The organism is Mycobacterium sp. E2238 (assembly GCF_001672665.1).
Lineage (GTDB): Bacteria > Actinomycetota > Actinomycetes > Mycobacteriales > Mycobacteriaceae > Mycobacterium.
The window spans coordinates 25,147-41,214 of sequence record NZ_LZKF01000258.1; the positions used below are offsets into that span (position 1 = coordinate 25,147).

Annotated in this window: 14 protein-coding genes and 1 tRNA gene; 6 read left to right on the plus strand and 9 right to left on the minus strand. The window is 66.4% G+C overall.

Translation table 11 applies throughout. The annotated features are described in order from the left end of the window. Positions 1–24 precede the first annotated feature (24 nt). The 4 genes from cydB to A5711_RS24850 form a co-directional block, all read right to left on the minus strand. The gene (gene cydB, locus A5711_RS24835; protein ID WP_067951180.1) at positions 25–1,065 is read right to left on the minus strand and encodes a cytochrome d ubiquinol oxidase subunit II; all 1,041 of its coding nucleotides are present in this window, start codon (positions 1,063–1,065) and stop codon (positions 25–27) included. A 25-nt stretch (positions 1,066–1,090) separates the two neighbouring features. Continuing rightward, a complete protein-coding gene (locus A5711_RS24840) occupies positions 1,091–2,563 on the minus strand; it encodes a cytochrome ubiquinol oxidase subunit I (RefSeq protein WP_067951181.1) in 1,473 nt (490 codons plus the stop codon). An 89-nt stretch (positions 2,564–2,652) separates the two neighbouring features. Beyond that, the gene (locus A5711_RS24845) at positions 2,653–3,249 is read right to left on the minus strand and encodes an HdeD family acid-resistance protein (protein ID WP_156673303.1); all 597 of its coding nucleotides are present in this window, start codon (positions 3,247–3,249) and stop codon (positions 2,653–2,655) included. Positions 3,250–3,278: 29 nt separating this feature from the next. After that, positions 3,279–4,619, minus strand: a complete 1,341-nt coding sequence (locus A5711_RS24850) for an adenylate/guanylate cyclase domain-containing protein (protein WP_067951297.1) — start codon at positions 4,617–4,619, stop codon at positions 3,279–3,281. A gap of 211 nt (positions 4,620–4,830) precedes the next feature. Here A5711_RS24850 and A5711_RS27080 point away from each other — a divergent pair, with 211 nt between their 5' ends. Then, complete coding sequence (locus A5711_RS27080) at positions 4,831–5,019, plus strand: hypothetical protein (protein ID WP_156659506.1); 189 nt, start codon at positions 4,831–4,833, stop codon at positions 5,017–5,019. A gap of 326 nt (positions 5,020–5,345) precedes the next feature. Here the strand turns inward: A5711_RS27080 and A5711_RS24855 are convergent. After that, positions 5,346–5,422: transfer RNA gene (locus A5711_RS24855), tRNA-Leu, on the minus strand. Positions 5,423–5,535: 113 nt separating this feature from the next. Between A5711_RS24855 and A5711_RS24860 the strand changes: the two genes are divergently transcribed. Then, a complete protein-coding gene (locus tag A5711_RS24860) occupies positions 5,536–6,150 on the plus strand; it encodes an ANTAR domain-containing response regulator (protein WP_197501006.1) in 615 nt (204 codons plus the stop codon). Positions 6,151–6,233: 83 nt separating this feature from the next. Here A5711_RS24860 and A5711_RS24865 read toward each other — a convergent pair whose 3' ends face one another. Both A5711_RS24865 and A5711_RS24870 read right to left on the minus strand, forming a co-directional pair. Beyond that, positions 6,234–7,430 carry a lipid-transfer protein gene (locus A5711_RS24865; RefSeq protein ID WP_067951299.1) on the minus strand — a complete coding sequence of 399 codons (1,197 nt, stop codon included), beginning with the start codon at positions 7,428–7,430 and terminating at the stop codon, positions 6,234–6,236. Then, entirely contained in the window at positions 7,430–7,870 is a 441-nt protein-coding gene (locus A5711_RS24870; protein ID WP_067951187.1) for a Zn-ribbon domain-containing OB-fold protein, read from the minus strand. The genes A5711_RS24865 and A5711_RS24870 overlap by 1 nt, the downstream gene beginning before the upstream one ends. Before the next feature lie 145 nt (positions 7,871–8,015). Between A5711_RS24870 and polA the strand changes: the two genes are divergently transcribed. The 4 genes from polA to A5711_RS24890 all read left to right on the plus strand — a co-directional run bounded on the left by polA (position 8,016) and on the right by A5711_RS24890 (position 14,526). Next, the gene (gene polA, locus A5711_RS24875) at positions 8,016–10,676 is read left to right on the plus strand and encodes a DNA polymerase I (protein WP_197520864.1); all 2,661 of its coding nucleotides are present in this window, start codon (positions 8,016–8,018) and stop codon (positions 10,674–10,676) included. 208 nt (positions 10,677–10,884) lie between these two features. Beyond that, positions 10,885–12,327, plus strand: coding sequence for a 30S ribosomal protein S1 (rpsA, locus tag A5711_RS24880; RefSeq protein ID WP_067951190.1), 1,443 nt, complete (start codon positions 10,885–10,887; stop codon positions 12,325–12,327). A gap of 12 nt (positions 12,328–12,339) precedes the next feature. After that, positions 12,340–13,554, plus strand: coding sequence for a dephospho-CoA kinase (gene coaE / locus A5711_RS24885; RefSeq protein ID WP_067951192.1), 1,215 nt, complete (start codon positions 12,340–12,342; stop codon positions 13,552–13,554). A 6-nt stretch (positions 13,555–13,560) separates the two neighbouring features. Then, positions 13,561–14,526, plus strand: coding sequence for a DUF2889 domain-containing protein (locus A5711_RS24890; protein WP_067951194.1), 966 nt, complete (start codon positions 13,561–13,563; stop codon positions 14,524–14,526). Between the two features lie 69 nt (positions 14,527–14,595). Here A5711_RS24890 and A5711_RS24895 read toward each other — a convergent pair whose 3' ends face one another. Then, positions 14,596–15,012 (minus strand): hypothetical protein, encoded by a 417-nt coding sequence (locus A5711_RS24895; RefSeq protein ID WP_067951195.1) that lies wholly within the window; start codon positions 15,010–15,012, stop codon positions 14,596–14,598. Between the two features lie 11 nt (positions 15,013–15,023). Next, entirely contained in the window at positions 15,024–16,025 is a 1,002-nt protein-coding gene (gene ligD / locus A5711_RS24900; protein WP_067951197.1) for a non-homologous end-joining DNA ligase, read from the minus strand. Positions 16,026–16,068 lie beyond the last annotated feature (43 nt).

A 16,068-nucleotide genomic window follows, 5' to 3' on the forward strand; every position in this document is an offset into this window, starting at 1 on the left:
AGTCGCGCGGCGGATTGTTCGCGCTCAGGACACCCGCCTTGCCAGGCCGATGGACGGCGGTATCCGGTCCGCCGAGATCCGTTGCCGGAAAACCCAATACGTCCAGGCTTGGTACACCACCGTCAGCGGGGCCATGAACGCGGTCACCCACGTCATGACCTTGAGGGTGTAGGGCGTCGACGAGGCGTTGTAGATTGTCAGGCTCCACTGCTTGTTCAGCGTCGACGGCACCAAGTTCGGGTACAGCGCGCCGAACAACAGGATCACAACCGCCACAACGACCGTGGCCGTGCAGGCGAACGCCCAGCCGTCGGACACGCGCCGCCACACCAGCAACACCGCCGACAGCTGTGCCACTACCGCGACGGCGAGCACCAGCCAGGTCCAGTCCTTGCCGTGGGCCAGCTGCGTCCAGATCCCAAAGCCCGCAACCAGTGCGGTCACCGGCAGCGAGAGCCAGACCGCCAGCCGGTGGGCGTCGTCGCGGATGGCGCCGGAGGTCTTCAGCGAGATGAACACCGCGCCGTAGAGCAGAAACAGCCCGGCGGTGGCCAGGCCGCCCAGCAGGGTGTAGGCGTTGAGCACGTCGGTGATCGAGAGGTTGACCTGCCCGTCGGCGTCCACCGGCAGGCCGCGGACCAGGATGGCGAAGGCGACGCCCCACAACAACCCCGGCAGCCACGATCCGGCCGCGATGCCGAAATCGGCCCAGCCGCGCCACTTGGTGTCGTCGATCTTGCCGCGCCACTCGATCGCCACGGCGCGCAGAATCATCCCGAACAGGATGGCCAGCAGTGGCAGGTACAGCGTGGAGAACACGGTCGCGTACCAGCCGGGGAAGGCGGCGAACATCGCTGCGCCGCCGACGATCAGCCAGACCTCGTTGCCGTCCCAGATCGGGCCGATGGTGTTCAGCGCCGTGCGCCGGATGGGCTCGGGTTCACCGATGCCGACGCGGGCCAGCGGTTCCATCAACATGCCGACGCCGAAGTCGAAGCCCTCCAGAACGAAGAAACCCAGGAACAGCAACCCGATGATGCCGAACCACAACTCCTGCAGTCCCATCGGTCAACTCCTTTCCAGCTGGGCCTTAATAGGCGAACGACAGCGGCGCCACCTCGTCGTCGCCGGGTGCCGTCGGGGCAGCCGGTTCGGCGTCGTGTTCCCGGGGCCCTTCGGTGACGTACCGCTTGAGCAGGAAGAACCAGATCACCGCCAGCACCGCGTAGACGAGGGTGAACGTCACCAGGGAGGTGACCACCATGCCGGGCGCATGGTGCGAGACGGCCTCATGGACGGTGAACCGAACCTGTTGGTCGCCGGTCGGATTCGGTGCGACGATCCAGGGTTGCCGCCCCATTTCGGTGAACACCCACCCGGAGATGTTCGCCAGGAACGGCGTAGGGATGGTCAGCAGCGCCAGCCAGGAGAACCACCGCTGGTTGGGCACCCGGCCGCCGCGGGTGAGCCACAACGCGGCAAGCGCGAATAATATCGGAACGGCCAGGAATCCGATCATCGCCCGGAACGACCAGTAGGTGACAAAGAGGTTGGGCCGGTAGTCGTTTGGGCCGAACCGTTGCTCGAAGTCCTGCTGGATATTGCGCACGCCCTGCAACGTCACGCCGCTGGTTCGGCCCTCCGCGAGGAACGGCAGCACGTACGGGACCTCGATGACCCGGGTGATGCTGTCGCAGTTGTTGTGCGTGCCGACGGTGAGAATCGAGAAGTCGGGGTCGGTCTCGGTGCCGCACAACGACTCCGCCGACGCCATCTTCATCGGTTGCTGAACGAACATCAGCTTGCCCTGGCGGTCGCCGGTGAAGAACAGGCCGACGGCCGCGAGCAGCACCACCCAGCACCCGAGGATGGCCGCCGGACGAAACATGGTGCGCGCGTCCGATTCCGCGGCGGGGGTGGCGGTCGCCGGGCGGCGGGAACGGACCAGGAACCACGCGCTGATGGCCGCGACGAACGTCGCGGCGGTCAGCAGCGCGCCGCCGACCGTGTGGGTAAACGCCCACCGCGCAGTGTTATTGCCCAGCAGCGCGGTGATGCTGTCCAGCTCGGCACGATGGGTCGCCGGGTTGTAATGCGCGCCAACTGGATGCTGCATGAACGAGTTCGCCACGATGATGAAGAACGCGGACATGTTCACACCGATCGCGACGATCCAGATGCAGGCCAGGTGGATCAGCTTCGGCAGCCGGCCCCAACCGAAAATCCACAACCCGATGAAGGTGGACTCGAAGAAGAACGCGAACAAGCCCTCCATGGCCAGCGGCGCGCCGAAGATGTCGCCGACGAACCGCGAATACTCACTCCAGTTCATCCCGAATTGGAATTCCTGGACGATTCCCGTCGCCACCCCGATGGCGAAGTTGATCAGGAACAGCTTGCCGAAGAACTTGGTGAGCCGGTACCACGCGGTGTTATCCGTTACCACCCATACCGTCTGCATGACCGCCAGCAGGGGCGCCAAACCGATGGTGAGCGGCACGAAGATGAAGTGGTAGACGGTAGTGATACCGAACTGCCACCGCGAAATATCGACGACATTCATCTGTCATCTCCCGAAACTGCGGAGCCGCACGACGCGGCTACTACAAAGTGTAGTAGAAGGTCCCGAGGCGGCGCTACTTCAGAGCCGCCTCAGGGGGTAAGGGTCTTCGAGGCCTTCCGGATGCCGAAGGACGACACGATCTCGAAGATGCCGAGGACCACGAACCAGACCCCGACCACCAGCGCCAGCGTGACAATCGATTCGAGCGGCGACGCCAGAACGACGATGCCGGCGAGCAGACTGATCAGGCCGATGAAGATCGCCCATCCCCGCCCCGGCAGGTGCGGGTCCTGGATGGCAGAGACCGTCGTGCCGACGCCGCGGAAGATGAATCCGATGCCAATCCAGATGGCTAACAACAGGATTGCGTATCCCTGACCGAAGTGGCGAAATGCCAACAACGCCAGGATGAGTGACGCGGCACCGCTGATGAAGAGCAGGATCCGGCTTCCCGCCGAGACATGCAGGCTGAACGCGAAGAACACCTGTGCGGCGCCGGTGATCAGCAGATAGACGCCGAAGGCGGTTGCGGCGACCACGATGGATATGCCGGGCCACGCGAGCACCAGAATGCCGAGGGCCAGCGACAGGAGTCCCGACAATAGGGTCGATTTCCACAGATGCGGCAACAAACTTGGAGCGGGGGAAGGTCCAGGTGTGGTTTGCATGGCCGCAGTCTGACACAAACCCCGCCTTGGGTATAGGGCACTTTGGGCTACACGTGGGCCGTGCGTGAACCCCTCGTGAGCAGCTCGGTGGTTTCCTCGGTGGTCTCGCTGTCCGCCTTGCGCCCGATCAGATACCAGGTGCGCATGAGGCCTTTGCCCTTGACGTCGATGTGGCCGCGCTCCTGCAGCACGAATTCGTCCTTGAGACGCTCGTACATGGCCTCGGGCACCTGAATTCGGCCCACCGAGTCGGTGGATTCCATCCGGGACGCGACATTGACCGCGTCACCCCACACGTCATAGAAGAACCGCCGGGAACCCACCACGCCGGCGACCACCGGCCCGCATGCCATGCCCACCCGCAGCGGAACCGCGTTGCCGTGCGGATCCCGCAGTCCGGCCGCAACATTGGCCATGTCGAGTGCGAAGTCCGCCAGGGCCTGCGCGTGGTCGGACCGGGCGCGCGGAACGCCGCTGACCACCATGTAAGAGTCGCCGCTGACTTTGATCTTCTCGAGTCCGTGCCGGTCCACCAATGCGTCGAAGGCGCTGTACAACCGGTCGAGGAAGCGCACCAGGTCGGCCGGGGCCGTGCCGCTGGCCCGCTCGGTGAACCCGACGATATCGGCGAACAGAACGGAGGCGTCGTCGAACTTGTCGGCGATGACGCTGCGGTCGGGTTCCTTGAGCCGCTCGGCGATGCTGGCCGGCAACATGTTGGTCAGCAGCGCCTCCGAGCGCTCGTACTGCGTCTCCATCATGGCCTCGGCGCGCGCGGTGTCACGCAGGGCGAACCAGACGGTCACGACCACCATCACCACGCTGGAAATCGCCGTCACGATGAATCCGGTCGATTGGGCCCAGGCCGGCTGCAGCCCGGTGTCGCGCGGCACCAGGAACTCGACGGCGACTATGAGGCCGGCGGCGACGGCAGCCAGCGCGGATGCCAGAACGATGTGTTCGATCCCCAGCAACAACACGACGATGCAGGCGCCCACCAGGAAGAAGAACTGGGCCCCCGACCCGGTGCCCACGTCCACGCAGCTGGCAAAGACGGACACGTAGGCCGCGCCCATAAAGGTAAGCGGGGCAACCAGTTCGCCGAAGCGCTGCAGCCACGGGACCATCGCAAAGATCATCGCGCCGAGGATGTTGATCGAGCTGACCTGCCACAGCCAGGTGCCGCCCAGGATCTGCACGAGCACGAAGCTCACGCTCACCATCACGGCCAGCCACGAGGTGATAGTCAGGATCCGGGCCCGGCGGGCGGCGCTGGCGGCGTAGTGCTGATTACGGTCGCGGGTCTGCGCCCGCACTGCGGCTACGCAGTCCGGGCGTCTCGCCGAGCCGGCTGACACGGGTGGGGCGCCGCACTTCTTAGCCGCCACATTCAAAAGCGTAACCGCTGAGCTCGGTTCGTGGGCCAGTCAATGGGTCCCGACGACGCGCCGGATGCCCGTCGACGGCTGGCGCTTCGGGGCATCGGAAAATTAAAAAAAGATTTTCCGCTGAAGGGGTTTACAAAATTATCCGACGTGTTATTAAACATATGTCGGGCTGTGATGTGGGTCATGTGTTCCTCTAATGCGGGGGTGCGGTGTGGCAAGTCTCAGCAGCAGGATCGGGATCGCGCTAATGCTGGCGTGCACCGCGGCGGCAACCCCCGCCTGTGGGGTCGGATGCGGCGGCGCGGGCTCGTTGTTGCGGGTGGCCACCGACTCGATGCAGAACGATCCGATGCAGGTCAACGTGGTGCACTCGGAAGAACAAGTGTGCATTAGCCGCTAACGCGGCAGTCGCAACCCGGCCGCGCCCGGCGCGCCATAGGTCGATGGATGGCGCCTCGACGGGCCCCGAAAATGGCATGAATTCATCGTGTAACCGGCGCGATTCTATTTGAATGCAACTGTGCCCTTTATTGCGCGCGGTATTTAAATTCGGGCGAGTTCATACCTTTGGCACGGATTTCACGCATTTAACAAACCTGCGGCTTGGAGGCACCGGTTTCGCGGGGATGCCGGGCCGGGGTCGCGGCAGCCGGCATCGGTATGCGAGGCAACTCGATCCGGGCCACCGGTACGCCCTGACGGGCGGTTGCTCGTCTGTCCCGCCTGTGGTGCCCTCGGTGGGATTCGAACCCACACTGGACGGGTTTTGAGTCCGTTTCCTCTGCCAGTTGGGATACGAGGGCTTGCTCGGCCTCCTACCTTAGAGGCAGCCTCCCACCATAGAGGATTCGGTGTAGACACCCGTCTCACCGCCCCGAGGTCGCTGGCCTCGGACGTTCACGCGACAATGTCCGTCATGACAGGCCCCACGACCGACACCGACGCCGCTGTGCCGCGCCGGGTCCTGATCGCGGAAGACGAAGCGCTGATCCGGATGGACCTCGCCGAGATGCTGCGAGAGGAGGGTTACGACATCGTCGGGGAGGCCGGCGACGGGCAGGAAGCCGTCGAGTTGGCCGAACGACATCAGCCCGACCTCGTGATCATGGACGTGAAGATGCCTCGCCGCGACGGGATCGACGCGGCATCCGAGATCGCCAGCAAGCGCATCGCGCCGATCGTGGTGCTGACCGCGTTCAGCCAGCGCGACCTGGTCGAGCGCGCCCGCGATGCCGGGGCGATGGCCTACCTGGTGAAGCCCTTCACGATCAGCGACCTGATCCCTGCGATCGAATTGGCGGTCAGCCGCTTCAGCGAGATCACCGAGCTGGAACGCGAAGTGGCGACGTTGTCCGAGCGGCTGGAGACCCGCAAGCTCGTCGAACGCGCCAAGGGCCTGCTGCAGACCAAGCAGGGCATGACCGAGCCCGAGGCGTTCAAGTGGATTCAGCGCGCCGCCATGGACCGCCGTACCACGATGAAGCGGGTCGCCGAAGTCGTCCTGGAAACCCTCGACACACCCGACGAGTAGGTCGCGGCGTCGAGTGTGAGCTCAGGCAGACGACACGCCGAATGAGGCCGCCGCAGTTGCACACTGGGCGAAGGCTGAAAGCCTCAGCGCGCCACGATCACCGACGAGCCGTGACCGAACAGGCCCTGGTTGGCCGTGACGCCGACCGTGGCGTTCTCCACCTGCCGGCCCGTCGCCCGACCGCGCAGCTGCCAGGTCAGCTCGCAGACCTGCGCGATGGCCTGGGCGGGGATGGCCTCGCCGAAGCAGGCCAGCCCGCCCGACGGGTTGACCGGGACCCTGCCGCCGATGGTGGTCGCGCCGCTGCGCAGCAGCGCCTCGGCCTCGCCCTTCGGGCACAGCCCGAGATGCTCGTACCAGTCGAGCTCCAGCGCGGTGGACAGGTCGTAGACCTCGGCCAGGCTGACATCCTCGGGCCCGATGCCCGCCTCGGCGTAGGCGGCATCCAGGATCTGATCCTTGAACACCCGGTCCGGTGCGGGCACCGCGGCGGTGGAATCCGTTGCGATGTCGGGCAATTCGGGCAGGTGCTGCGGGTAGCGGGGGGTGACCGTGCTGACCGCCCGCACCGATGGAACGCCGTCGAGCGAGCCGAGGTGCTTGCGGGCGAACTCGGCGCTGGCCACGATCAGGGCCGCCGCACCATCGGAGGTGGCGCAGATGTCGAGCTGTCGCAACGGGTCGGCCACCACCGGGCTGGCGAACACGTCGTCGGCCGAAGCTTCCTTGCGGTAGCGGGCGTTCGGGTTCTGCAGGCCATGCCGCGAGTTCTTCACCTTCACCTGAGCGAAGTCCTCGGCCGTCGCGCCGTAGAGGTCCATCCGGCGGCGCGCCAGCAGCGCGAAGTACACCGGGTTCATCGCACCGATCAGGTGGAACCGCTGCCAGTCGGGGTCGTTCTTGCGTTCTCCGCCAACGGGAGCGAACGCGCCCTTCGGGGTGGTGTCGGCGCCGATCACCAGCGCGACGTCGCAGAAACCGGCCAGGATTTGAGCCCGCGCGCTCTGCAGCGCCTGGGAACCGCTCGCACACGCGGCGTAGCTCGAGCTGACCGGCACGCCGTTCCAGCCCAGCTTCTGGGCGAACGTCGACCCGGCGATGAAGCCCGGGTAGCCGTTGCGGATGGTGTCCGCGCCGGCGACCAGCTGAATCTGCGTCCAGTCCAGGCCGGCCTCGGCCAGCGCGGCGCGCGCGGCGACGACCCCGTACTCGGTGAAGTCGCGGCCCCACTTGCCCCACGGGTGCATTCCGGCGCCCAGGATGTAAAGCGGTTCGGGCATCAGGCGATCCTCCACGCATAGACGATGCGCTGCACGCCGTCGGCGTCGGTGAACAGCGGCATGGTGGTCAGCTCCATCTCCATGCCGACCTTCAAATCGGCGGCCAGCGTGCCCTCGACCACCTTGCCCAGCACGATGATTCCCTCGTCGGCCAGCTCGACCGCGGCGATGGCGAACGGCTCGAAGGGATCCGGGGCGGGGTAGGGCGGCGGGGGTGGATACCGGTTCTCGGTGTAGCTCCACAGCGTTCCCCGGGTCGACAACGCGACGGGTTCCAGTGTGTCGCTGGCGCAGGCCGGGTTGGGGCAGTTGTTCTCGCGCGGCGGGAAGACATAGGTGCCGCATTCGGGGCACTTGCTGCCGATCAAGTGGGCGCTTCCGGTGTCGTCGGTGGCGAACCATCCGTCGATCGCGGGTTCTTGGCTGGTGACCTCTGGCACTCGGCCAGACTACCCAGCCCCAGTACGAAACTGAAACGTGTTGCAGTTCCGGCCCCGGGTGGTTGGGGCGCGTGCCCCGTCGTACCGGATGCCTAGAGTGTGAGCCGTGAGTATCGCCAGCGAGGAGCAGACCAAGCCGACGCTGATGCTGCTGGACGGCAATTCGCTGGCCTTCCGCGCCTTCTACGCGCTGCCCGCCGAGAATTTCAAGACCCGCGGCGGCCTGACCACCAACGCGGTGTACGGCTTCACGGCGATGCTGATCAATCTGTTGCGCGACGAGGCCCCGACGCACATCGCCGCGGCGTTCGACGTGTCCCGGCAGACGTTCCGTTCCGAGCGGTACCCCGAGTACAAGGCCAATCGCTCGGCGACGCCGGACGAATTTCACGGCCAGATCGACATCACCAAGGAAGTGCTGAACGCTCTGGGCATCACGGTGCTCGCCGAGCCGGGCTTCGAAGCCGACGACCTCATCGCGACGCTGGCCACCCAGGCCGAACACCAGGGCTACCGCGTGCTGGTGGTCACCGGCGACCGGGACTCTCTGCAGTTGGTCAGCGACGACGTCACGGTGCTCTACCCGCGCAAGGGCGTCAGCGAACTCACCCGGTTCACGCCCGAGGCCGTCGTCGAAAAGTACGGGTTGACCCCCACGCAGTACCCCGACTTCGCCGCCCTGCGTGGCGATCCCAGCGACAACCTGCCCGGCATCCCCGGCGTCGGGGAGAAGACCGCGTCCAAGTGGATCGCCGAGTACGGCTCGCTGCAAGGTCTGGTCGACAACGTCGACTCGGTGCGCGGCAAGGTCGGCGACGCGCTGCGGGCCAACCTGGCCAGCGTGATCCGCAACCGCGAACTCACCGATCTGGTCAAGGACGTGCCGCTGGCGCAGACCCCGGACACGCTGCGCATGCAGCCCTGGGACCGCGACCACATCCACCGGCTGTTCGACGACCTGGAGTTCCGGGTGTTGCGCGACCGCTTGTTCGACACCCTGGCCGCGGCAGAGCCGGAGGTCGACGCCGGTTTTGACGTCCGCGGGGGCGCGCTGCAGCCCGGCGAGCTGGCGGTGTGGCTGGCGGAGCACAGCTCGGGCAAGCGGTTCGGTCTGGCCGTCGTCGGCACGCATTTGGCCTACGACGCCGACGCCACCGCGTTGGCCATCGTCTCCGCCGACGGTGAGGGCCGCTACATCGACACCTCAACGCTGGAGCCCGACGACGAGGCGGCGCTGGCGTCCTGGTTGGCCGACCCGGGTCCACCCAAGGCGCTGCACGAAGCCAAGCTGGCGATGCACGACCTCGCCGGCCGGGGCTGGACGCTGGCCGGCGTCACCTCCGATACCGCGCTGGCCGCCTACCTGGTTCGGCCCGGGCAGCGCAGCTTCTCCCTCGAGGACCTGTCGCTGCGCTACCTACGCAGAGAGCTGCGCGCGGAAAGTCCTGAGCAGCAACAGCTTTCATTGCTCGACGATTCCGATGGAACGGACGACCAGGCGGTGCAGACGCTGATCCTGCGGGCCGTGGCGGTGCTGGATCTAGCCGATGCGCTCGACGAGGAGCTGGCCCGCATCAACTCCACGTCGCTGCTTGGCGGCATGGAGCTGCCGGTGCAGCGGGTGCTGGCCGGGATGGAAAACACCGGCATCGCAGTCGATCTGGATCTGCTCGGCGAGCTGCAGAGCGATTTCGCTCACCAGATCCGCGACGCGGCCGAAGCGGCCTACGCGGTGATCGGCAAGCAGATCAACCTGGGCTCGCCGAAGCAGTTGCAGGCGGTGCTCTTCGACGAGCTGGAGATGCCGAAGACCAAGCGCACCAAGACCGGCTACACCACCGACGCCGACGCCCTGCAGTCGCTGTTCGACAAGACCGGCCATCCGTTCCTGCAGCACCTGCTCACCCACCGCGACGCCACCCGGCTCAAGGTGACCGTCGACGGCTTGCTGAATTCGGTGGCCTCGGACGGACGCATCCACACCACGTTCAACCAGACCATCGCGGCGACGGGCCGGCTGTCGTCGACCGAGCCGAACCTGCAGAACATCCCGATCCGCACCGAGGCGGGCCGGCGGATCCGGGACGCGTTCGTGGTGGGCGACGGCTACAGCGAGCTGATGACCGCCGATTACAGCCAGATCGAAATGCGGATCATGGCGCATCTGTCGCGGGACGAGGGCCTGATCGAGGCGTTCAACACGGGGGAGGACCTGCACTCGTTCGTCGCGTCCCGAGCATTCGGCGTGCCGATCGAGGAGGTCACCGGCGAGCTGCGCCGCCGGGTCAAGGCGATGTCGTACGGGCTGGCCTACGGGTTGAGCGCCTACGGCCTGTCGCAGCAGTTGAAGATCTCCACCGAAGAGGCGAAGGAACAGATGGACGCCTACTTCGCCCGGTTCGGCGGGGTGCGCGACTACCTGATGAACATCGTGGAGCAGGCCCGCAAGGACGGCTACACCTCGACGGTGCTGGGCCGCCGCCGCTACCTTCCCGAGCTGGACAGCAGCAACCGCCAGGTGCGGGAGGCGGCCGAGCGGGCGGCGCTCAACGCGCCCATCCAGGGCAGCGCCGCCGACATCATCAAGGTCGCGATGATCGAGGTCGACAAGGCGATAAAAGAAGCCGGGCTGAAGTCCCGGATGCTGCTGCAGGTGCATGACGAACTGCTGTTCGAAATCGCTCCGGGGGAGCGGGACCAGCTCGAGGCGCTGGCCCGCGAGAAGATGGGCGGCGCCTATCCGCTGGACGTGCCGCTGGAGGTCTCGGTGGGCTACGGCCGTTCCTGGGACGCGGCGGCGCATTGACGGGGGCGTCAGTCGCCGAGGATGATCTAGCGGAGAGAAAATTTATCGCGAAATTCGCGTTGCGGTCACTTTCGCCGTGGGCATTCACCCGGTGTCGCGCAAGTGGCGCGCCGCCCGGGTTTGGCCAGCGTGTACGCAGTCGAGTAACCTCAATAGATAAATCCCAGTTTTGTCCCTACGACCCAACCTGTCCGGAGCAACCCACCACATGCCGAGTCCCACCGTCACCTCGCCCCAAGTAGCCGTCAACGACATTGGCTCCAGCGAGGACTTTCTTGCCGCAATAGACAAAACGATCAAGTACTTCAACGATGGCGACATCGTCGAGGGGACGATCGTCAAAGTGGACCGGGACGAGGTGCTCCTCGACATCGGCTACAAGACAGAGGGCGTCATCCCCGCCCGCGAGCTCTCCATCAAGCACGATGTCGACCCCAGCGAGGTCGTTTCCGTCGGCGATGAGGTCGAAGCCCTTGTTCTCACCAAGGAGGACAAAGAGGGCCGCCTGATCCTGTCCAAGAAGCGCGCGCAATACGAGCGCGCCTGGGGCACCATCGAGGCGCTCAAGGAGAAGGACGAGGCCGTCAAGGGCACCGTCATCGAGGTGGTCAAGGGTGGCCTGATCCTCGACATCGGCCTGCGTGGCTTCCTGCCCGCGTCGCTGGTCGAGATGCGTCGGGTCCGCGATCTGCAGCCGTACATCGGCAAGGAGATCGAGGCCAAGATCATCGAGCTGGACAAGAACCGCAACAACGTCGTGCTGTCGCGCCGGGCCTGGCTGGAGCAGACCCAGTCCGAGGTGCGCAGCGAGTTCCTCAACCAGCTGCAGAAGGGCGCCATCCGCAAGGGTGTCGTCTCGTCCATCGTCAACTTCGGCGCGTTCGTCGACCTCGGTGGTGTGGACGGCCTGGTGCACGTCTCCGAGCTGTCCTGGAAGCACATCGACCACCCGTCCGAGGTGGTCCAGGTCGGCGACGAGGTCACCGTCGAGGTGCTCGACGTCGACATGGACCGCGAGCGCGTTTCGTTGTCGCTCAAGGCAACCCAGGAAGACCCGTGGCGCCACTTCGCCCGCACGCACGCCATCGGCCAGATCGTGCCCGGCAAGGTCACCAAGCTGGTGCCGTTCGGTGCGTTCGTCCGCGTCGAGGAGGGCATCGAGGGTCTGGTGCACATCTCCGAGCTGGCCGAGCGCCACGTCGAGGTGCCCGACCAGGTGGTGGCCGTCGGCGACGACGCCATGGTCAAGGTCATCGACATCGACCTGGAGCGCCGCCGAATCTCGTTGTCGCTCAAGCAAGCCAACGAGGACTACACCGACGAGTTCGACCCGGCGAAGTACGGCATGGCCGACAGCTACGACGAGCAGGGCAACTACATCTTCCCCGAAGGCTTCGACGCCGAGACCAACGAATGGCTCGAGGGATTCGACAAGCAGCGCACCGAGTGGGAGGCCCGCTACGCCGAGGCCGAACGCCGCCACAAGATGCACACCGCGCAGATGGAGAAGTTCGCCGCGGCCGAGGCGGCCGGGCACGCCGAGCAGTCGTCGGGCAACGGCGGTGCGCCGCAGGAGAAGGCGGCCGGCGGGTCGCTGGCCAGCGACGCTCAATTGGCCGCCCTGCGGGAGAAGCTCGCCGGCAACGCCTAATCGCGTTCACGCATGCTGCGTATCGGGTTGACCGGTGGCATCGGCGCCGGCAAGTCGGCGCTGTCGACCACCTTCGCGAAATGCGGTGCGGTCATCGTCGACGGTGACGTCATCGCGCGCGAGGTGGTCCAGCCGGGCACCGAGGGGCTGGCGGCGCTTGTCGAGGCGTTCGGTGACGACATACTGCTGCCCGACGGATCGCTGGATCGTCCCGCGCTGGCCGCCAAGGCCTTCCGGGACGACGAGGCGCGTCAACGGCTGAACGGCATCGTCCACCCGCTGGTCGGCAAGCGCCGCGCCGAGATCATCGCCTCGGTGCCCGAGGATTCGGTTGTCGTCGAAGACATCCCGCTGCTGGTGGAGTCGGGGATGGCGCCGCTGTTTCCGCTCGTGGTCATCGTGTACGCCGACGTCGAGGTGCGGCTGCGACGGCTGGTCGACCAGCGGGGCATGCCCGAATCCGATGCCCGGGCCCGGATCGCCGCGCAGGCCAGCGACGAGCAGCGCCGTGCCGTCGCCGACATCTGGGTGGACAACTCCGGCACCCGGGAGGACCTGGTGCAGCGGGCCCATGACGTGTGGGACCACCGGATACTGCCCTTCGCGCACAACCTGACTCGGCATCAGGTCGCCCTGGCGCCGGCGCGGGTGGTGCCGCCCGATCCGAGTTGGCCGGATCAGGCGCGGCGGATCGTCAACCGGTTGCAGACCGCCTGTGGCCACCGGGCTATTCGAGTGGACCACATCGGTTCGACCGCCGTGCCGGACCTTCCCGCCAAGGACGTGATCGACGTGCAGATCTCCGTCGAATCATTGGCTGTCTCCGACGAACTCGTCGAGCCCCTGCTGGCCGCCGGCTACCCCCGCATCGAGCGCATCACCTCCGACGTCGCCAAGCCCGATGCGCGCAGCACCGTCAAGCGCTACGACCACAGCGACGATGCGGCGCTGTGGGGCAAGCGGATTCATGCCTCGGCCGACCCGGGTCGCCCAACCAACGTGCATATCCGGGTCGATGGCTGGCCCAACCAACAGTTCGCGCTGTTGTTCGTCGACTGGCTGTCGGCCAACGCCGATGTGCGCGAGCAGTATTGGCGGGTCAAGCGGGAGGCGGATGCAGGCGCCGACGGCGACACCGTGCGCTATACCACCGCCAAAGAGCCGTGGTTTGGTGACGCCTACCGGCGAGCGTGGGAATGGGCCGACGCCACTGGCTGGAAGCCCTGATCCGCCATGCCGTTCGTCAACGACATCCTGGGCCCGCGGCGGCCCTTCGTGGACGAGGCGCCGCAGCTGGCGGCCGGACGACGGCGGCGCACCAGCACCATCGACACCCATCCGGATGAGGCGGGCGGCTCCCTGGCCGATCTGCGGGCACGCGACGTGGTGGGCGCCGAGGGCGGACGCGTCGAGGTACTCGGCGAGATCCGAATGCGGGCACATCTCACCGATCAGGTCGTCGACGACATCACTTCCCCCGCCCGTCTCGACGCACTGCTGGGCTGTCGTGTCGGGGCCGGATTCCGTGCGAAGGTTGGCCGGCTGTTCCCCGAGGAAGCAGAGCGCGCCAGCTTGCTGCATCTGCTGCTCGACGATTGGGTCGGTGCAACGCTGGTGTCCGGATACGCCACCCAGTACGCGGCGATCATCGAGGGCGTCGAAGAGAAGATGCCGCTGGGCATCGCCGACCGGATGGCCGGCATCTGCGCCGGTTTCGCACCTGACGCTTCGCTCATCGCGTACACCCGACGGCACGATGTCATCCCGACGGGCCGCGGCCCGTCGGCGCCGCCGCTGAACGGGCTACACGAAGTGGAGCCGCTCCGAGCGCGCGGGATGCGCAGGTACCGACGGCTGGATCTGGCGGAAGTCGACACCGGGTCGGCGCACTTCCAGGCCCACTTCCGCGACTCTCACATGGACGACGACTTGGTGGAGACGATCGTGCACGAGTACACGGTCGCCGGCACGCTTGACACCTCGAGGCGGGTAATCACCGAGGTGAACGCCGAAGTACGGGTGCTGCCCTGGCAGGAATGCCCGGGGGCGATCGGTAGTGCGTCCCGCATCCGCGGTATGACTCTCGCCGAGTTACGCGACCGCGTCCGCGGCGAATTCGTCGGCACCAGCACCTGCACCCACCTCAACGACACGTTGCGCGCGATCGCCGACCTGGACGCCCTGTTAGATAGCCGGTAACAGGTCGACGATCTCGTCTTCGACGCCTCGAAGGTCTGCAAGATCCGCGTGGGGGTGCGGCAATCGATCTCAGGCGGGCAGTGGTGCACCGCACTGCAGCGCGCCGTTGTTGGGGTCGGCATTCCCGGGCGCCGGTTTGACCACCTGGTCGGTCTGGGTGAAAACGTTGTCGTCGACGTCGATCTCGCAGTGCACGTTCGCCGAATACGGGAAGCGAAGCACTATCCGCATGCCGGCCTGCTGCGGGTCGGGCAGCACCGTGTTGGCCTCGAATGCGTTGCCGGGCATGGACGGAAGGTTGGTGGTGTTCGTCTGACCGCCGTTGATGATGAAGGTGGCCTGACTGCCGGTCGTCAGCGCGTCGATGCGGGCACGGTAGGTGATGTTGTGCAGGTCCGCCCGCGCGGTCGCCGGACTCAGTTGGGAGCCAACGGCGATGATCGTCACCGCGATGATGGGCAGCAGCCTGCGGCCGGTGCAGCTCATAGTTGCTGACATTACCCGCTCTCCCGCACCACGTCGCCGGCGTCCTTATCGGTGCGGACGCCGAGGTAACGCGGATGGCGCAGCTTCCCGTCACGGGTCCACTCGGTGAAACCGATCTGCACCACCAGTTCGGGGCGCGCCCAATGGGCGCCGGCTTGGCGCACCAGGCCACGGGTGAAGGGCGGCGTCTCCCGCGGGATCGCCGACAGCCGCTCGTGCAGGCGGTGCAGCGTGGCCTCGTCGAAGCCCGTCCCCACTTTGCCGGCGTAGACGAAGTCGCGGCCCTGGTAATAGCCCAGCAGCAGCGCGCCCAATTCGACCCGGCTGCCCTTGGGGCTGGTGTAGCCGCCCACCACGAATTCCTGGTCGCGCACGCACTTGAACTTCAGCCAATTCTTCGAGCGGCCGCCGTCGTAGGTCGATTCGGCCAGCTTGGCGATCACCCCCTCGTCGCCGCGCTCGCAGGCCGCGCGGTAGGCGGCCAGGCCTTCGGCAACCCGGTGTGGGGTGTAGCGCAGTGGACCGCCGAATTCAATCACGTTGCGTAGCAGCCGCTTCCGCCACATCAGCGGCGCGCCGACCGTCGACTTGCCGTCGAGGTGCAGCAGGTCGAAGACGTAATAGAAGACGCGGACCGGCGATGCCCGGGCGACCTCCGGGTCGGTGATGCCCAGGCGGCCCTGCAGCCGGGCGAAGCTGGTGCGGCGGCCTTCAAATGCCACCACCTCGCCGTCCAGCACGAAGCGGGTGGAGTGCTGAGCCGCGAGCGCGTCGACCAGTTCCGGGTAGGTCCCGTTGAGCGGCTGGCGATTTCGCGACAGCAGCCGCACCCGGGCGCCGTCACGGAACGCTAGGCAGCGCATCCCGTCGAACTTGCGCTCGAAGACCCACCGCGGATCGGAGAACCGCTTGTCGGTCAGGGTGGCCAGCGTGGGAGATCGCCAGTCGGGCACCGGCTCGTCGTGCAGCAGGCTTCGAACGTCCTCGGGCAAACCCCATTCCGGAGCAGCCATGTTCCGTCCTTGCGTCGCGCATCCCGCTGATCAGGTATTCAGA